Raw genomic sequence first — 19,001 nt, 5'->3', positions numbered from 1 at the left:
GCAGACGCACAGGACTTAAAATCCTGCGGTGGTTAAACACCGTACCGGTTCGATTCCGGTCTTCAGCACCAAATATCGCGGGATGGAGCAGTTGGTAGCTCGTCGGGCTCATAACCCGAAGGTCGTGGGTTCAAGTCCTACTCCCGCAACCAATAAGCTTTTAAATAACTAAATTAGTAAGTTGAATAAAAATTTATAAAAAGTATGACGAAAAAATAAGCTGGAGTGGCGGAACTGGCAGACGCACAGGACTTAAAATCCTGCGGTGGTTAAACACCGTACCGGTTCGATTCCGGTCTTCAGCACCAATATCGCGGGATGGAGCAGTTGGTAGCTCGTCGGGCTCATAACCCGAAGGTCGTGGGTTCAAGTCCTACTCCCGCAACCAAATAAGGCGGAATAGCTCAGCTGGCTAGAGCATTCGGTTCATACCCGAAGGGTCGTAGGTTCAAGTCCTATTTCCGCTACCAAAACTCACAATTAAACCTGTGAGTTTTTTTTATGCTCTAAAAAACTATAGAATTATATCTATAAGAAGTAGTAAAAACATATAAGTATAAATTTCTTAGTTATACAATGTCATGAAGTGACAAGCTTCATTTAATATTTTAAAACCTACCATAATAATATGGTAGGTTTTTTTATATTATAGGGAATTGTAAAATTTAAATGTAAAAAATATACAAATTATTGTCCAATAAAAAATGTACAAGCATTCCACCTTATGACAATTATTTCCAACTTATATTGTTATAATGAAGTCCTAATTATGAAAGGCGGGTGATTTGTAGTATGCAATACGGAATTGATATATTTCCTTATGAAAGACTTAGAAAGGTAAAAGATGAGGCGCGAAAGAAAAATGTATTAAATATTAATTTGATTATTAGTGGAATCGTTTATTTTGCAATAAGCTTATTAATAAGTAGGGTCTTGCTTATTAATAATACTGCTCCATTTGGTATAGCTTTTTTAATAGCTACAATATTTATTAAAAATGATAAAATTTCAATGATTGCTACCGGTGGTACACTTTTAGGATATATTACCTTATATAATAGCGTAAAGAATTTGCCATCATATTTGATAGTGATAGTTACCATTGCTATTTTGAGTCATACTTTTAATAAGATAGAAGCTAAAAATAGGGTTTTAGGTTCTATGTTTGCAATTATTATATTTGAATTGTTTACCTATAATTTATTTGTCATTCAGGTAAGTGGGGTAATGGCTTTTATAAACTCATTTTTTCTAGTTCTATGTATCTTTCCTTTATATTTTATTCTAGATTATAGTCTTTTATGCTTCAAAGAAATTAAAACAAAACATATATTTTTAAATGAAGAAATAATAAGTATGTCAATCATAAGTTCTTTAATTATAGCAGGTACCTGGGGGATCAGTATTTTCGATATATCTATTACAAATATATTGGGACTTTCCTTTATTATAGTAATAGGTTATATTAACGGAAGTGGTGCTGGTGCAGCATCTGGAGTTGCCATGGGTATTATTGTAGGGATGTCGTCTGAGAATATGATTATGTTTATAGGTATGTATGGTATTTGCGGGTTAATAACGGGTATTTTTAAGGAAACGGGCAAGCTTTTAAATGTTACGTCTTATTTAGTGGCTTTTTCAATAATAAAGATATATTGCGTGACTGGACCTGAATTTATGATATTTGAAGCGTTTGTAGCAGGTGTAATATTTTTACTAGTACCGCAAAGAGTTTATGCTCAGTTAGCAATAGAGTTTAATTCAGATAAGAAAAAGCAAAATATAGAGCAGGGTTATATAAATAAAATTAAAGATACATTTGTAGGAAGATTAGATAAATTTTCAGATGTACTTTCAAATATGTCAGATATATTAAATAACTTAGTAGATAACGAGAAATTGGCAATGAAAGGTAAAAGCAGTGCGCTTGTGGAAAATCTTGCGGACAGGGTGTGTAGCAATTGTAATATGAAATCTATGTGTTGGAAGAGAGAACTACACTATACATATGCTGCATTTGAAGAATTGATTGAAAATTTTGAGAGAAAGTCGAACACTGTACCAGTTGAAATTGAAAGAAAGTGTATAAAGCGTACTGCAATACTTAAAAACACAGAAGATATAGTTAATAAACACATCATAAATGAAATGTGGAGGACAAGACTTAGTGAAGGACGGGAGCTTTTAGCAAATCAAATCAGTAATATGGCAGATTCTGTAGGAGAAATAGTCGAAGAGTTTAATTCGGATATTCAAATAGATACTTCTATGGAAAAACTTATATGCAGGGCTTTAGATAAAAATAGAATTAAGCACAATGATCTTATGTGCTTAAATGATAAGCTTGGAAGGCTTAGTATTAAATTATCACTTAATGCTTGTAGTGGAAGACAGATGTGCGTGAAGGACTTATTGCCTATTATAAATGGTGTAACAGGTAAAAGTATGTGTGTTAGTGATGATGGATGCTCTATAGATTCAAAGACTAATATGTGCAAGGTAACCATTGAAGAGACCCCTAAATTTCACGTGGTGTCTAGTGTAGCTAGGCAATGTAAAGATGGAGAAAAATCAAATGGAGATAGTTACAGTTTTGGAAAACTTGCCGATGGAAGTTATATGTCAGTTATTAGCGATGGTATGGGGTCGGGTCCTAGGGCAGGTAGAGAGAGCGAGGCCGCTGTGGAACTAATAGAAAAGTTTACATCAGCAGGCTTTAGTAAAATTACGGCTATAAACACTGTTAACTCTATAATGACGTTGAGATTTTCAGAAGAAGAAAAATTTTCAACTATAGATTTAAGTAGCATAGACTTATACACTGGAGAGATTGATTTTTTAAAGGTAGGAGCTGTTGCAACATTTTTAAAATCGGGGGATAATTTAGAAATTATAAAATCAAAATCTCTTCCTATTGGGGTTTTAGATAAGGCTGATATAGATATACAGCAAATGAAGTTAAAAAATGGCGATATTATGGTTATGCTTAGCGATGGGGTATTAGATTATAATGACGAAAATGTAGGTAGAGTAGATTGGGTAGTTGATTATCTAGGTAAAAATAATTGTAATAATCCTAAGGAGTTAGCTGATGGACTTTTAGGGGAAGCAAAAAAATTAAGTGGTAATAAGGTTAAGGATGACATGACAGTTCTTGTTTCTAAGATATATAGTTTATATTAAGGTTACTTAGGCCTTAATATACAAATTTAAAATGAGAAAGCATTGTAGAAGTAAGAGTCTTCTTAAGCTTTCTCATTTTTGTTTTGAACGACATTTCAGAAAAAATAGAAAATATAGATTACTATATTACATAGTAATATGATATAGTGATATGAGATTAAAATTATATGAATGCATTAAACTCATGAAATATTATAAAATAAGTTTGGGAAGTGAAAATTTTGTCACAGAAGGTCATGGATTTTATAAAAAAAAATTCAATGTTTGAAAAGGGAGATAAGGTTATAGTTGCGGTTTCTGGTGGTCCTGATTCCACATGTTTGTTATATATTTTAAATGATATCAAGGATAAAATTGGAATTACGCTTGTTGGTGCTCATCTAAATCATTGTCTTAGAGAGGGCGATGCCGAAAAAGATGAGCAGTATGCTAAAAAAACTTGTGATAGTTTAAATATAGAGTTCTATAGCAAAAAAGTGGATGTGCATAAAATAGCAGGCGAAAAGAATTTATCTTGCGAAATGGCAGGTAGAGAAGAAAGGTATCAGTTTTTTAAGGAACTTCTAATTAGTTTAAATGCTGATAAAGTGGCGCTTGCACATAATGCTAATGATCAAGCTGAAACTGTTTTAATGAGAGTGATGAGAGGGACGGGTATAGAGGGCATGGTAGGCATAAAACCTGTGCGGGATAATTTATATGTAAGGCCTATACTTCACCTTAGTAGAAAGGAAATAGAGAGATATTGCGAGGATAAGGGGATAAGTCCAAGGATAGATAAATCTAATTTAGAAAATATATATGCCAGGAATAAAGTAAGGCTCGAACTAATTCCATACATGGAGCAAAACTTTAATAAAGATATAATTACAACATTAAATAGATTATCAGATACTGTAAAAAAAGACAATGATTATTTGAGTGATGTTTCACAAAAAGAATTTAAAAAGCATTGTGAGATTGTTAATCAAAGGGTTATAATAAACAAAAATGCGTTTGAGTTACATGAAGCAATTCTAAGTAGGATTGTTAGAGCAGCGCTACTTCATGTAAATCATAATTTATATAATTTTGAAAAAGTTCATATAACTAGTGTTATAAAACTTCAAAGTCATGAAACCGGCAAAAGTATAATGCTTCCATCGAATATAATAGTTGAAAACTGTTATGCGAATGTGCACATATTTGTGCAGGAGAAAGTAATTGTTGATAATAGCAATCAGTATAGGTTAAATATTGATGAAAATAATATTATTCATTCTTTAAACATGGTAGTAGATATGGAGGTTATTTCTAAATCAGAATGTTCACGATTTAAGGGGACTGATTATATTAAGAACTTTGACTATAACAAAATTTCAGGACCAATAATATTGAGAAATCGAAAAGATGGGGATAGGTTCATGCCACTTGGCATGACGGGTAATAAAAAGATTAAAGATTTATTTATTGATTTAAAAATACCTAAATCTAAAAGAAATAAAATACCTTTAATATGTTTTGGGAATGATATTAGTTGGGTAGTTGGATATAGGGTTAGTGAAAAATTCAAAGTTTCAAAGGATACTAAAAATATATTACGAATTAGAATTGGAAGAGAGGAATAAAAATGAACAACGATATTAAAGAGGTATTGTACAGCGGGGATGAGTTAAAGGATAAAATCAGGCAAATGGGTGCAAAAATAAGTAATGATTATTTAGGTAAAGAGCTTATACTGATTGGAATTTTAAAAGGCTCGGTTATTTTTATGTCAGATTTGTTAAAGGAAATTACTATCCCTTGTAAAATGGATTTCATGGCGGTTTCTAGTTATGGGAATTCTACGGAGAGTTCAGGTGTTGTAAGAATTTTAAAAGATTTAGATTTTGAGATTCAAGGTAAGGATGTATTAATAGTAGAAGATATTATAGATTCTGGAGTTACACTTAAATATCTAATGAAGTGTTTACGTGCAAGAAAACCAAATAGTTTAGAAATTATATGTTTACTTAATAAACCGGAAAGAAGAAAGGTAGATATAGATGTTAAATATCTAGGTTTTGATGTACCAGATTATTTTCTTGTAGGATTTGGAATGGATTACGCAGAAAAATATAGAAATTTACCATATGTAGGAGTACTTAAAGATGAAATTTATAAATAAATATCTATAAATTGTATATTAGATATATTATATTAATCAATTATTAATGTAATATATTATTGTCAAGTCCTTTTTAATGTGATAAAATTTTATAGTAAATAAGAAGAGAGGGGGTTTTCTAATGAAAAAAATTTCTAGTGCATCAGTTTGGGTCGTAGTGTTTGTACTTTTAATTTTTGCTTCATTAGCCTTATATGGAACCGATAAAAAAGTTAACACAATTAGTGTTGATCAGTTTCAGGAACATTGGGTTAAAAAAGAGATTAAAAGTATTCAGGTAAGAGAAGATAAAACTGTAGCGGGGAAACTAAATGACGGAACAGATTATGAGACCGTAGTTCCACTCACGAGATTATTACAAGTAATGGATAAATACCCAAATACAAGTGTTACAGAAACATATGTAAAACCGGCAACTATGCCAATGTGGTTGCAAGTAATACCAACACTACTTATAATTTTAATGTTAGTAGCTTTTTGGTTTATGTACATGCAACAATCGCAAGGTGGCGGCGGCGGTGGCGGTGGCGGTAGAGGGGTTATGAATTTTGGTAAGAGCAGAGCTAAAATTGCCACGCCAGATAAGAAAAAAGTTACATTTGATGATGTAGCAGGTGAAGATGAAGAAAAGGCAGAACTTGCAGAAGTTGTAGATTTCTTAAAGCAACCTAAAAGATATTTAGAAGCTGGTGCAAGAATTCCTAAAGGTATACTTTTGGTAGGTCCACCAGGTACAGGTAAAACTTTACTTGCAAGAGCCGTATCAGGAGAAGCAGGAGTGCCATTTTATAGTATATCAGGGTCTGAATTTGTAGAGATGTTTGTAGGAGTTGGAGCTTCAAGAGTTAGAGATTTATTTGAACAAGCAAAGAAAAGCGCACCTTGCATAATATTTATTGATGAGATTGATGCAGTAGGTAGACAAAGAGGCGCTGGTGTTGGTGGAGGTCATGATGAAAGAGAACAAACTCTAAATCAACTATTAGTTGAAATGGATGGATTTGGCGTAAATGAAGGTATTATCATGATAGCTGCAACAAATAGACCAGATATACTTGATCCCGCTCTTTTAAGACCAGGCAGATTTGATAGGCATATAATGGTTGGGGCGCCTGATGTTAAGGGAAGAGAAGAGATATTAAAGGTACATTCAAAAGGTAAACATTTAGCAGAGGAAGTAAAACTTGAAGTACTCGCTAAAAGGACACCTGGTTTCACTGGTGCAGATTTAGAGAATTTAATGAACGAAGCTGCACTACTTACAGTTAGAAATAAAAAGACGGTTATAGAGATGAAGGAACTTGATGAAGCAGTAACTAGGGTTATTGCAGGACCTGAAAAGAAGAGTAAAGTTATAAGTGAAAAAGATAGAAAATTAACAGCGTATCATGAAGCTGGGCATGCTGTAGTAATGAAATATTCTCCATTATCTGATCCAATACATCAAATAAGTATTATACCAAGAGGTATGGCTGGTGGATACACAATGCACCTGCCAGAAGAAGATACAGCGTATACTTCAAAATTAAAATTAAAAGATGAAATGGTTGGATTACTTGGTGGTAGAGTTTCTGAAAAATTAATATTAAAAGATATTAGCACAGGTGCTAAAAATGATATTGATAGAGCTTCAGCAATTGCAAGGAAGATGGTTATGGAATATGGTATGAGTGATGTTCTTGGACCAATATCTTTTGGTAATGATCATAACGAAGTATTCCTTGGTAGAGATTTAGGTAAAAGTAGGAATTTCAGTGAGGAGATAGCAAACATTATAGATTTAGAAGTTAAATCTCTCATTGATGAAGCTTATGGAAAAGCAGAAAAAATTCTTGCTGATAATGTTATTAAACTCCATGCAGTAGCCCAAGAACTTTTGTTAAAGGAAAAACTTGAGGGTGCAGAGTTTGAAGCAATAATTGCAAGATCTGAGTCAAGTGAAATTGATTTAACAAAGAGTTAGTTTATTTAAAAGATATACAGTGATGCACTGTATATCTTTTTTTACGTCAAGTAAAATAAAGTATATTAATTTGATGGTATATATTAAATTTGTAGGTTGCTACTATCTTTACTTAAATTCTATATAAACAGTTGGTACAAATTGTGATATAATATAAAGAATTAGTGAGAGAAGGTAATATAATTCTTAAGTGTTGTATTACAGAAATAATTCATTCATTGGTGTATTTTTGTTTAGTTTATATATAAGGGGTGGAGTATATGAAAAGTGATATAGAAATTGCACAAAATGCTAAGATGCTACATATTCGTGAGGTTGCACAGAAATTAGGATTAACTGAGGACGACATAGATTTATATGGAAAATATAAATCAAAAATTTCTTTAGATGTACTTAAAAGAAATGAAAATAAAAAAGATGGAAAGTTAATATTAGTTACAGCAATTAACCCTACTCCAGCTGGAGAAGGAAAATCCACAGTTACAATTGGTCTTGCGGATGCTTTATCAAAACAAGGTAAAAAGGCAGTGATAGCTTTAAGAGAACCTTCTCTTGGACCAGTATTTGGAATTAAAGGGGGAGCTGCTGGTGGCGGCTATGCACAAGTTGTACCAATGGAAGATATAAACCTTCATTTCACAGGGGATATGTATGCAATAACTGCAGCTAATAATTTACTATCAGCGGCTATTGATAATCATATTCAGCAAGGTAATGTCCTAGAAATAGACAGTAGAAAGATTACATTTAAAAGAGTAATGGATATGAATGATAGAGCTCTGCGCAACATTGTGGTTGGGCTTGGTGGTAAACCTAATGGATTTTTAAGAGAAGATGGATTTATGATAACCGTTGCGTCAGAAATAATGGCTATTTTATGTTTGGCAAGTAATCTAATGGACCTAAAAGAAAGAATGGGAAAGATTTTAGTTGCGTATGACCTTAGCGGTAATCCGATTTATTGTAAAGATTTATTAGTTAATGGTGCAATGGCACTACTTATGAAAGATGCGATAAAACCAAATTTAGTTCAGACTTTGGATAATACTCCTGCAATAATACATGGGGGGCCTTTTGCTAATATCGCTCATGGTTGCAATAGTTTACTTGCAACTAAAATGGCTCTGAAGCTCGGGGACTATGTTGTAACAGAAGCTGGATTTGGAGCAGATTTAGGTGCTGAAAAATTCTTTGATATAAAATGTAGATATGGCAAGCTTAAACCAGATTGTGTTGTTCTTGTTGCTACAATAAGAGCGCTTAAACATCACGGCGGTGTAAAAAAAGATAAATTAAATGAACCTAACGTGGAAGCTCTTTCAAAAGGAATCGCTAATTTAGAGAAACAAATAGAAAATATTCAAAAATACGAAGTTCCCGTAATAGTAGCAATAAATAAGTTTGTTTCGGATACTAAGGAAGAGATTGAATATATAAAAGAATTCTGCGTGCAAAAAGGTGTTAAAGTAGATTTAACCGAGGTTTGGGAAAAAGGAGCAGAGGGTGGACTTGAACTTGCAACTAAGGTGGTTGATACTATTGAAAATAGTAAAAGCAGTTTTAAGGTTTTATATGATGAGAAGTTAGCCATAAAAGAAAAGGTAAACATTATTGCCGCGGAAATATATGGAGCAAATGGAGTAGAATATAGTCCAGCTGCGAACAGACAAATTTCTGAAATAGAAAAACTTGGGTTAGATAAAGTCCCAATATGTGTTGCTAAAACTCAGAATTCTCTATCGGATAATCCAAGTCTATTGGGAAGACCAACAAACTTCACTATAAACGTTAAAGAAGTTAAAATTTCTAATGGAGCTGGATTTGTTGTAGTGTTAACAGGAAATATAATGACTATGCCAGGACTTCCTAAGATTCCAGCAGCATGTAAAATGGATATAGCAGAGGATGGTACTATATCTGGTTTATTTTAATTTGGGTTAGAAAAATAAGGTTGTTATAGGATATAGCTATAGCAACCTTATTTTTGAATATATAATTAGAGCTAAGATATTAGTTAAGGTTATTTTGTTTTTATTATTATAAAAAATAGTTATATATAAAATTTATTATAAAGATTTAACTTGACAAATATGTTCAAGTTGTTAGAATTAGATTGATAAATTGTGAATAGTTAAAATTAATGTTTTAATATATTAAACATAGTAATCTTACGTTTTTATTAAAAAATATAAAGCGGCTTTGGGGCTGTTTTATATTATTATAGGTGGTGTGTAAAGTGATTCTAGTTTTAGATGTTGGGAATACTAATACAGTTTTGGGAGTTTTTAAGAATAAAGAGTTACTTGTAGAGTGGAGACTATCTACTGATTCTAATAGAACGGCTGACGAATATGGAATTCAAGTTATGCAGCTATTTGATGAGAGGCGATTAAAAACAGAAAGTATCAAAGGGGTAATAATTTCCTCAGTGGTTCCGAATATTATGTACTCACTAGAGCATATGATAAGAAAATATTTTGATTTGGTGCCTATGATTGTGGGACCAGGTGTAAAGACCGGAATAAATGTGAAATACGATAATCCTAAAGAAGTTGGCGCAGATAGAATAGTTAATGCTGTTTCAGCTCATGAAATATATAAAAGATCATTGATCTTAATAGATTTTGGTACCGCTACAACATTTTGTGCTATAAGCAGTGATGCTAACTATTTAGGGGGGACTATATGCCCTGGTATTAAAATATCTTCCGAAGCTTTATTTGAAAGAGCAGCGAAATTGCCTCGAGTTGAACTTATGAAACCGGATACAGTTATATGTAAAAATACTGTTGCAAGCATGCAGTCTGGAATAGTATACGGGTATATTGGGCAAGTAGAATATATTGTTAATAAAATGAAAAGTGAAATGATTGCTATGGGAGAAGAAGAACCTTTTGTAGTAGCTACTGGAGGGCTCTCAAAACTAATAACAGAAGATTCTTTAGCTATTGATGAGTTCCATCCGAACTTAACATTAGAAGGACTTAGAATGATTTATGAGAAGAATAGGGAATAGGTGATTTAATGAAAATATCTAATTTAAATTTTAAAAACGATGTTTTTTTAGCACCGATGGCAGGTATTACAGATATCGCTTTTAGAGGATTATGCAAAGAATTAGGTTGTGGCCTTGTATATACGGAAATGGTAAGCGCTAAAGGATTATATTATGAAAGTGAGAATACTCAGGCGCTTATGCAAATTTCTCAAATCGAGAAACCTGTAGCCATTCAGATATTTGGAAGCGACCCTAAAATTATGGCCAGTGCCTGTGAAATATTCAATGCTCGAGATGATATATGTATGGTTGACGTAAACATGGGGTGTCCTGTTCACAAGATAGTAAAAAATGGTGAGGGATCAGCTTTGATGAAAAATCCTAAACTAGCAGCGCAAATAATAAAAGAAATGAAAAAAGTTTCAACAAAGCCTGTGACTGTAAAGTTTAGAAAGGGTTTTGATGAGGGTAACGTTAATGCTGTAGAATTTGCCAAATACATGGAAGATGCAGGGATAGATGCTATTGCAATTCATGGAAGGACTCGCGAGCAAATGTATGAGGGCGTTGCTGATTGGGATATTATTAGAGCCGTAAAAGAAAACGTAAAAGTACCAGTAATAGGTAACGGCGATGTGTTTTGTGTAGAGGATGCACTTAGGATAAAGGGAATCACTAATTGTGATGCTATTATGATTGCAAGAGGGGCCAGAGGAAATCCATGGATATTTAGAGAAGTTATGCAGATAATAAAGGGAGAAAAAGTTATATACCCGACTAGCAATGAAAAAATAGATATGTGCATAAGGCATTTAGATTTGACGGTTAAGTATTATGAAGAAGGTAAAGCTGTTAGAGAAATGAGAAAACACACAGCTTGGTATATTAAAGGGCTTAGCAGATGTTCTGAAATTAAGAATAAAATTAATACTAAGAATAATTATAATGAGGTAAAGCAAGTACTTTTAGATTATAAGGAATATTTGAAAGATATAAACATATAATTTAAAAACCAAAACATGAATATTGTGATTAGTACTGAATAAGATAATAGTACATTAATTGATAAGGTGCATTAAGATGAAACCAATACTATGTGTAACTTCAAATATAGATAATATTTATAATGAATTTGGGTTTATAAGTAAAATTAAAGATAAACTAAAGACGAAATTAATAAGCATCGATTACATCAAAGAATTAGATATTAAAGTTACAAATGTAAGATTACCTCCTAATTTTAATAAAAAATCATATTTATATAATTTAGATTATGCTAAAAAAATATGTAAATGTGGTCAAGTAGTATTAGCACCTAAGACACTAAGACCAATGGATTATAAATATTTTAATAAATTTCAAAAACGTTTTTTTGCTTTTAGTGTTATAAAAAGTATACAACTTATGCTTAGGGTGAGAAATAAAAGTATAAAGAATTGTTGTGTTGTAGTTTATGATGCTGTTGATGTAATAAACTATGATATCATATTGGAACTGGCAAAGCAGTGTAAATATATAGTACTGTTATCTTCAAATTTAGCGCGGTCAAGAAAACTTGCAGAATATATTATTACGAGTTTTGGAGTATCCCCTATTGTAACTAATGATGAAATTTATGCCACAAAGATAGCAGACTTCATTATTTCATCTAAAGATTATGATTTTAGTTATGGGTCGCCAGTATGGCTTTTAAATAATAGTATAGATGCGGTAAAAGCTTATGATATCATAAATGATGTCATAACTATAAATGATGTAAGTTATAAAGTACCTTGGGGCGACTTTAAAGTTAAATTTTCTATTGAACTTCTTGGGGCTATATTATGTCAAATGGAGGAGAGTGATATTGAAAAGGCTCTTAAATATAATGGCATTTACTTAGAAAAAATAAAATTCAACGATAATGTAATATATTAGTGTATTTTAGTGTAATTATATTGACAATGTTAACACTCTGATTTATAATGGCTAAATAGTTACATGGATTGTTATTCTAATATTAAATTTTAAACTCAATAAATCATCAATACGGACTAATAGGCTCATATTATATAAGTTACTTGGATTTTTATAGTTTTAGAAAAACATTATGGTGGTGGGGCATTTGTATGTCATTATATTGTTAGTATATAGTGAATTTATTGGTAGTCATTAACTTATTTAATAAAAATTTAAAGGGGAGAAATGAATGAGTGACCTAAAAAAACATGTAATGACCTATGAGGGTATTACAAAATTAGAAGAAGAATTAGAATTTCTTAAGACCGTAAAGAGGAAGGATATAACTGAAAAGATAAAAGTGGCACTTGGGTATGGGGACCTTAGTGAAAACTCAGAGTATGATGATGCTAAAAATGAGCAGGCATTTGTAGAGGGCAGAATAATACAATTAGAAAATATGCTTAGAAGTGCAAGTGTTATAGACGAAAATGAGATTGAAAAGGACGTAATAACTATAGGGTCTATAGTTAAAGTTAAGGATTATGAATTTGATGAAGAAATTGAATTTCATATAGTAGGTTCAGCAGAAGCTGATCCAATGATAAATAAGATATCAAACGAATCACCAGTTGGAAGTGCGCTAGAGGGAAAAAAAGCGGGAACAATTATAGAAGTTACTGTTCCAGACGGTGTTGGAAAATATGAAGTACTTGAAGTAAGACGTGGATAATTATTCAAAATTCATATAAAGTTAAGTCTTTATTGTATAAAGCAACTCTTTATAGGGAAAAGTTGTTATAATAAATAGGGGCACTTAGCGATTAATAATTGGCAGGTGTCCTAAAGAAATATATATCAATCAGTGTGGTAGATTATTTATTAACATTTGTTTCTGCCGAAGAGGAAAATAGGAGGTATACTAATGTCAAACGAGAAGAAGAACGAAGAAAAAAGTGAAGAGAAAAAATTACATGAACTTGAATCTAAATATAATGAACAGGTAACCATAAGACGACGAAAATTAGCGGCATTAAAAGAAGAAGGCAATGATCCATTTGATGTGTACAAAGTTGAGAGAACTCATACGTCTCAAGAGGTTAAAGAAAATTATGAGAAATTAGAAGGCTCGCAAGTTGTTGTAGCTGGTAGACTTATGTCTAAAAGGGTCCACGGTAAGGCTGGTTTTTCTGATATTCATGATAGATATGGTAAAATTCAACTATACATAAAGATAGATGATGTTGGAGAAGAAAAGCTTAAAGAATATAAAAGCTTTGACATAGGGGATATTGTAAGTATAACAGGAACACCATTTGTTACTAAAACTGGTGAAATATCATTACATATAGTAGATTTCAATCTTATAGCTAAGTCTCTTAAACCACTTCCAGAAAAATGGCATGGTTTAAAGGATCCAGATTTAAGATATAGACAAAGAGAAGTAGATATAATAATGAACCCACAAGTTAGAGATACATTCTTAAAGAGAATATCCATAGTTAAGTCTATTAGGGAATTCTTAGATAATAAAGGATTTCTAGAAGTTGAAACTCCAATATTATCGCCAATAGCAGGAGGCGCTGCAGCAAGACCATTTATGACTCACCATAATGCATTAGACATTGATATGTATCTTAGAATTGCCACAGAGTTATATTTGAAAAGACTTATTGTTGCTGGTTTTGAAAAGGTATATGATATGGGTAAAAACTTTAGGAATGAAGGAACTGATATAAGACATAATCCAGAATTTACATGTATAGAACTATATGAAGCTTTTGCTGATTATAATGATATGATGGAAATTACTGAAAATATGATAGCTTACGTTTGTGAAAAAATTCATGGAACTACTAAGGTTAATTATCAAGGAACAGAAATAGATTTTACACCACCATGGAGAAGAATTACTATGGTAGATGCAGTGAAAGAGTACTCAGGAGTAGACTTTATGAAAATAGCTACTAATGAAGAAGCTAGAATAATAGCTAAAGAAAAGCATTTGGAATTTAAAAAAGATTTAGATAATTGTACAAAAGCAGATATACTAAATGAATTATTTGAAGTATATGTGGAGGAGCATTTAATTCAACCAACATTCTTATGTGATTATCCAGTAGAAATATCACCTCTTACAAAGAAAAAGAGAGGGAGTGAAGAGTTTACTGAAAGATTTGAAGGATTTATATTTGGGCGTGAAATTTGTAATGCATACTCAGAATTAAATGACCCAGTAGTTCAAAGAGATAGATTTATGCAACAAGCTAAAGAAAGAGAACTTGGTGACGATGAAGCATATCTAATAGATGAAGAATTTATGAGTGCATTAGAAACAGGAATGCCTCCAACAGGTGGACTTGGTATAGGAATTGATAGACTTGTAATGTTTTTAACTGATTCTTATTCAATAAGAGATGTTATTTTATTTCCTACAATGAAACCATTACAATAACTTAAAAAAATATATATAAAACAAAAGATATTTTAGTTAATCTAGAATATCTTTTGTTATATATATATAAGTCTTTGCTTTGTAAACTTCTATATATTTTAAATAAAATATAAACATAATGAATAAATATATAATATAAAGGCATTATAATAATGTAGGATAGAAAGATATTAATAACAAAAACAAAATCATGGAATTAGATTAAAAATAAAAACTATTGATTTATTAACTATATATGGTATAATATCATTATGGTTAGAAAACATATTATTCCGCGATAGCTCAACGGTGGAGCACTCGGCTGTTAACCGATAGGTTGAAGGTTCAAATCCTTTTCGCGGAGCCATTTTTTTTATTTTTTGGACTCTATTATAATAAGTGAATTTAATTTATTTATTTGATATAGTTATTACGCAGAGGTTATGTATGATATTACTTATAATAATATCTCAGCTCCGCAGGAGATGATTTAATATAATGAAATATTTCACTATGACAAAGAAGAGTAGTAGTAGTGCTTTCTAAGAGAGATTGTGGATGGTGCAAACAATCAAAGTATTATTGTGAAAGGAACTTTTGAGTGTATAGAATTTAGAGTAGGGCTTGTGCCAATAAGGGTGGAACCGCGGAAGTAAATTTCGTCCCTTAGGGTATAGTCTTTTTTTTATACTTAAAATAATGACTAGGGTAGATTACTAAAAATTTAGGAGGCTTTAACATGGAATTAAAAAAGAGCATGGATAAGATCGTTTCTTTATGTAAAACTCGCGGGTTCATATTCCCAGGATCGGATATATACGGTGGACTTGCTAATTCGTGGGACTATGGTCCTTTAGGAGTAGAATTTAAGAATAATGTTAAAAAAGCATGGTGGGAAAAATTTGTTCAAGAAAGTCCGTATAATGTAGGCGTAGATTGCGCTATACTAATGAACCCGCAAGTATGGGTTGCAACGGGCCATGTTGGAGGATTTTCAGATCCGTTAATGGATTGTAAAGATTGTAAATCTAGATTTAGAGCAGATAAATTAGTAGAAGACCATATGACGTACCTTGGAGCAGAAGTAGCTACTGCTGATGGATGGACAAATGAAGAACTAAAAGATTACATGGAGAAAGAAAAAATAGTATGTCCTAAATGTGGAAAGAATAATTTTACTGACATTAGAAAATTCAATTTGATGTTTAAGACTTCAATGGGAATAACTGAAGATGGAAAGTCTGATATATATTTAAGACCAGAAACTGCGCAAGGTATTTTTGTAAACTTTAAAAATGTTCAAAGGGCTTCAAGAAAAAAAGTTCCATTTGGAATAGGTCAAATAGGTAAAGCTTTTAGAAATGAAATAACACCAGGAAATTTTATTTTTAGAACAAGAGAATTTGAACAAATGGAATTGGAGTTTTTTTGTAAGCCGGGTACGGATTTAGAATGGTTTGCATATTGGAAAGAACAATGTTCTAATTTCTTATTTAATTTGGGAATGGAGAAAGAAAATATAAGGTTTAGAGATCACGACGTTGAAGAATTATCATTTTATAGTAATGCTACTTGTGACATAGAATTCTTGTTTCCTTTTGGATGGGGAGAACTATGGGGAATTGCTGATAGAACGGATTATGATTTAAAAAAACATATGGAGCATTCAGGTAATGATTTAAGTTATTTAGACCCTATAACTAATGAAAAGTATGTACCGTATTGTATTGAACCTTCGTTAGGTGCAGACAGAGTTGTACTAGCGTTCTTAGCCAATGCATATGATGAAGAAGAACTCGAAGGCGGGGACGTTAGAACGATGCTTCATTTGCATCCAGCACTTGCTCCGTTTAAGGCAGCTGTTTTGCCCCTCAGTAAAAAATTATCAGAAAAATCTACGGAAGTTTTTGGTATGTTAAGTAAAAAGTTTAACATAGACTATGATGAAGCTGGAAGTATAGGAAAAAGATATAGAAGAGAAGATGAAATTGGAACACCATATTGTATAACTGTGGATTTTGATACTTTAGAGGATAATACCGTAACAATTAGAGATAGAGATACAATGGGTCAAATAAGAGTAAAAATAGATGATCTGGAAAAGTTTATAGAAGAAAAATTACAATTTTAGCTTATAATTTTTAAGTTGGGTTATAAAGTAGCGCAAAGTATATACTGGGGCTTAAATAGTCTACAGTTATACTATGTGCTATTTTTTTATAAAAAATTTTTAAGATAGGTATTAGAGTGCCTCGGATTATGGTTTAAGTGTTATAATTAGTATAAACAAATTTGAGTGGTAGATAATATAATATGAAATATATAAAGATGCATGGAGGTTTATATGGAAAAAAAATTTAGTGAGTTTAAAGAATTTATAATAGGGAAAAAAGTTGGAGTTCTAGGTATAGGGATTAGTAATATTCCTTTAATACATTTTTTGGTAAAACTTGGGGCTAGTGTAACAGCTTTTGATAAGAAAACTTATAGCGTTCTTGGGAACGTAGCAACAGACTTTGAAAAAGAAGGGGTCAAACTAGTCCTTGGTGAAGAATATTTAAATGATTTAACGGGGTTCCATGTTATATTTAAAACACCATCTATGAGAATTGACAATCCTGCTCTTTTGAAAGCGAAAGAGGAAGGCACATATATAACATCTGAAATGGAGGAGTTCATAAAATATTGCCCTGCAAAAACTTATGGAGTAACTGGTAGTGATGGAAAAACAACTACAACTACAATAATATATAACATATTAAAAAAAGAAGGATATAAAACTTGGGTTGGAGGAAATATAGGAACTCCACTATTTGCAAATATTGAAGAAATAACTAAGGTTGATAAAGTAGTGCTAGAATTGTCAAGCTTTCAGCTTATGACTATGACTGTCTCCACAGATGTAGCAATAGTGACAAATTTGAGCCCAAATCATTTGGATATTCATAAGGATATTGATGAATATATAGATGCAAAGAAGAACATATATAAATATCAAAGTGCAGGTGATCTCCTTATACTAAACAGAGATAATGCTTTGACATATGGATTAAGAAAAGAAGCTAAAGGAAAAACTATGTATTTTAGTACAAATGAGAAGTTAAAAGATGGCGCATATTTCCAAAATAATAAATTATTTATTATGGGTCAGGTAGTATGTACGCTTGAAGAAGTAAAGATAAAAGGAATGTATAATGTGGAAAATCTATTAACTGCATTCTGTGCAACACAGGGAGAAGTATCAGTTGCGAGCATGAGAGAAGTTGCTATTACTTTTGGGGGGGTACCTCATAGAAGCGAATTTGTAAGAGAAGTTGATGGAGTTAAGTATTACAATGATTCAATAGCCTCAACTCCAACTAGAACAGTAGCAAGTCTTAGTGCTTTTGAAAAACCAGTTATATTAATTGCAGGGGGGTATGATAAGAAACTACCCTTTGAATCACTAGCCCAGGCTTATGCTAGTATTAAAACATTAATATTAGTAGGTGATACTAAATATAAAATAAAAGAAGTCTTTGATACTGTAATAGATAAGGAAAAGATTTCTTTGAATATTATAATTTGTGAAAATTTTAGTGATGCAATTGATGCGGCTAAGTTAGTTGCAACGGCTGGAGATATTATTACATTATCACCAGCATGTGCAAGTTTTGATATGTTTGAAAACTTTGAGGCGAGAGGTAACAAATATAAGGAAATAGTAATGGCATTGTAATAAAATATATTTCTAGGGTCTTAGCGTAGAATTTAGAAAGGCTGGATTTTATTGGAGTTTTAATTTTGATTATCGCTAGGTCCCAATAGTATAGGACCTAGCGATTATATTTAGGTGGATCTTATTTAAAGTAGTGAGATTATGATATATATCTTTATGAAAATCAAGTAATAAATGTTCCAAGCGTATCATTATGAGTAAAACAGAATATATGTGAGAAATAAGCATAATTATGAAAATAAATGGCTAAAACGAATGATTATAAACAGATATCGATTTATACATATGATATTATATTAATTGTCGCTGAAACATGTAAGTGTAGTTAAATTTCAAGTGTATGGCGATGGATTAAAATTCAAGTAAATTCATTATCTAAGTTTTTTAAAAACAGTTGACAATGGGTGAAAAAAGAATTATAATTGTAAAAGTCATCACATGATGGCGTAGCAAATTGGTCTTTGAAAATTAAACAGAGAAATAGGTAAACTTAGTAAAATAATATTTTGCTAAACCAGTCAATTACTATAGAAAAGTAATATTAGTCGTAAGACTAAAAGTATGTAATGAGCTTGAGTAACAACTTAACAGTTGTCTCAGATTAATTATTTTAGTTAAAAA

The 19,001-nt window shown here is 31.7% G+C and carries 12 protein-coding genes, 5 tRNA genes and 1 other annotated feature; all 17 genes read left to right on the top strand.

Annotated features, from left to right (window positions below; genetic code table 11):
• The first annotated feature begins 76 nt into the window (after positions 1 to 76).
• Positions 77 to 152: transfer RNA gene (locus ACREVX_RS02920), tRNA-Met, on the top strand.
• A 67-nt stretch (positions 153 to 219) separates the two neighbouring features.
• A tRNA-Leu gene (locus ACREVX_RS02915) sits at positions 220 to 308 on the top strand.
• Between the two features lie 4 nt (positions 309 to 312).
• Positions 313 to 388: transfer RNA gene (locus ACREVX_RS02910), tRNA-Met, on the top strand.
• Between the two features lie 5 nt (positions 389 to 393).
• A tRNA-Met gene (locus ACREVX_RS02905) sits at positions 394 to 470 on the top strand.
• A gap of 322 nt (positions 471 to 792) precedes the next feature.
• Complete coding sequence (gene spoIIE / locus ACREVX_RS02900; protein WP_431542665.1) at positions 793 to 3,183, top strand: stage II sporulation protein E; 2,391 nt, start codon at positions 793 to 795, stop codon at positions 3,181 to 3,183.
• A 236-nt stretch (positions 3,184 to 3,419) separates the two neighbouring features.
• Positions 3,420 to 4,790 (top strand): tRNA lysidine(34) synthetase TilS, encoded by a 1,371-nt coding sequence (gene tilS / locus ACREVX_RS02895; protein ID WP_431542664.1) that lies wholly within the window; start codon positions 3,420 to 3,422, stop codon positions 4,788 to 4,790.
• 2 nt (positions 4,791 to 4,792) lie between these two features.
• Positions 4,793 to 5,329 (top strand): hypoxanthine phosphoribosyltransferase, encoded by a 537-nt coding sequence (gene hpt, locus ACREVX_RS02890; RefSeq protein WP_431542663.1) that lies wholly within the window; start codon positions 4,793 to 4,795, stop codon positions 5,327 to 5,329.
• 121 nt (positions 5,330 to 5,450) lie between these two features.
• Positions 5,451 to 7,292, top strand: a complete 1,842-nt coding sequence (gene ftsH / locus ACREVX_RS02885; protein ID WP_431542662.1) for an ATP-dependent zinc metalloprotease FtsH — start codon at positions 5,451 to 5,453, stop codon at positions 7,290 to 7,292.
• A 260-nt stretch (positions 7,293 to 7,552) separates the two neighbouring features.
• Entirely contained in the window at positions 7,553 to 9,223 is a 1,671-nt protein-coding gene (locus ACREVX_RS02880; RefSeq protein WP_431542660.1) for a formate--tetrahydrofolate ligase, read from the top strand.
• Positions 9,224 to 9,528: 305 nt separating this feature from the next.
• Positions 9,529 to 10,308: a type III pantothenate kinase gene (locus ACREVX_RS02875; RefSeq protein ID WP_431542659.1), complete on the top strand. Its 780-nt coding sequence runs from the start codon at positions 9,529 to 9,531 to the stop codon at positions 10,306 to 10,308.
• An 8-nt stretch (positions 10,309 to 10,316) separates the two neighbouring features.
• Positions 10,317 to 11,294, top strand: a complete 978-nt coding sequence (dusB, locus tag ACREVX_RS02870) for a tRNA dihydrouridine synthase DusB (protein WP_431542657.1) — start codon at positions 10,317 to 10,319, stop codon at positions 11,292 to 11,294.
• 76 nt (positions 11,295 to 11,370) lie between these two features.
• Positions 11,371 to 12,207, top strand: coding sequence for a Rossmann-fold NAD(P)-binding domain-containing protein (locus ACREVX_RS02865; RefSeq protein ID WP_431542656.1), 837 nt, complete (start codon positions 11,371 to 11,373; stop codon positions 12,205 to 12,207).
• A gap of 271 nt (positions 12,208 to 12,478) precedes the next feature.
• Complete coding sequence (gene greA, locus ACREVX_RS02860; protein ID WP_431542655.1) at positions 12,479 to 12,961, top strand: transcription elongation factor GreA; 483 nt, start codon at positions 12,479 to 12,481, stop codon at positions 12,959 to 12,961.
• A 192-nt stretch (positions 12,962 to 13,153) separates the two neighbouring features.
• Positions 13,154 to 14,683 carry a lysine--tRNA ligase gene (gene lysS / locus ACREVX_RS02855; protein ID WP_431542653.1) on the top strand — a complete coding sequence of 510 codons (1,530 nt, stop codon included), beginning with the start codon at positions 13,154 to 13,156 and terminating at the stop codon, positions 14,681 to 14,683.
• 271 nt (positions 14,684 to 14,954) lie between these two features.
• Positions 14,955 to 15,029: transfer RNA gene (locus ACREVX_RS02850), tRNA-Asn, on the top strand.
• A gap of 137 nt (positions 15,030 to 15,166) precedes the next feature.
• Positions 15,167 to 15,332, top strand: a binding site (T-box leader).
• A 69-nt stretch (positions 15,333 to 15,401) separates the two neighbouring features.
• The gene (locus tag ACREVX_RS02845) at positions 15,402 to 16,793 is read left to right on the top strand and encodes a glycine--tRNA ligase (protein WP_431542651.1); all 1,392 of its coding nucleotides are present in this window, start codon (positions 15,402 to 15,404) and stop codon (positions 16,791 to 16,793) included.
• A 213-nt stretch (positions 16,794 to 17,006) separates the two neighbouring features.
• Positions 17,007 to 18,380: a UDP-N-acetylmuramoyl-L-alanine--D-glutamate ligase gene (gene murD, locus ACREVX_RS02840; RefSeq protein WP_431542649.1), complete on the top strand. Its 1,374-nt coding sequence runs from the start codon at positions 17,007 to 17,009 to the stop codon at positions 18,378 to 18,380.
• Positions 18,381 to 19,001 lie beyond the last annotated feature (621 nt).

The organism is Clostridium sp. (assembly GCF_050717545.1).
Taxonomy (GTDB): domain Bacteria; phylum Bacillota; class Clostridia; order Clostridiales; family Clostridiaceae; genus Clostridium_AD.
The sequence above is the reverse complement of the archived record's forward strand: the minus strand, read 5'-3'. Positions and strand labels throughout refer to the sequence as shown.

Bases quoted from the DNA above. Each gene is read 5' to 3' on its own strand.
- spoIIE (WP_431542665.1), top strand. From the start codon at position 793: ATGCAATACGGAATTGATATATTTCCTTATGAAAGACTTAGAAAGGTA.
- tilS (WP_431542664.1), top strand. From the start codon at position 3,420: ATGGATTTTATAAAAAAAAATTCAATGTTTGAAAAGGGAGATAAGGTT.
- hpt (WP_431542663.1), top strand. From the start codon at position 4,793: ATGAACAACGATATTAAAGAGGTATTGTACAGCGGGGATGAGTTAAAG.
- ftsH (WP_431542662.1), top strand. From the start codon at position 5,451: ATGAAAAAAATTTCTAGTGCATCAGTTTGGGTCGTAGTGTTTGTACTT.
- ACREVX_RS02880 (WP_431542660.1), top strand. From the start codon at position 7,553: ATGAAAAGTGATATAGAAATTGCACAAAATGCTAAGATGCTACATATT.
- dusB (WP_431542657.1), top strand. From the start codon at position 10,317: ATGAAAATATCTAATTTAAATTTTAAAAACGATGTTTTTTTAGCACCG.
- ACREVX_RS02865 (WP_431542656.1), top strand. From the start codon at position 11,371: ATGAAACCAATACTATGTGTAACTTCAAATATAGATAATATTTATAAT.
- greA (WP_431542655.1), top strand. From the start codon at position 12,479: ATGAGTGACCTAAAAAAACATGTAATGACCTATGAGGGTATTACAAAA.
- lysS (WP_431542653.1), top strand. From the start codon at position 13,154: ATGTCAAACGAGAAGAAGAACGAAGAAAAAAGTGAAGAGAAAAAATTA.
- ACREVX_RS02845 (WP_431542651.1), top strand. From the start codon at position 15,402: ATGGAATTAAAAAAGAGCATGGATAAGATCGTTTCTTTATGTAAAACT.
- murD (WP_431542649.1), top strand. From the start codon at position 17,007: ATGGAAAAAAAATTTAGTGAGTTTAAAGAATTTATAATAGGGAAAAAA.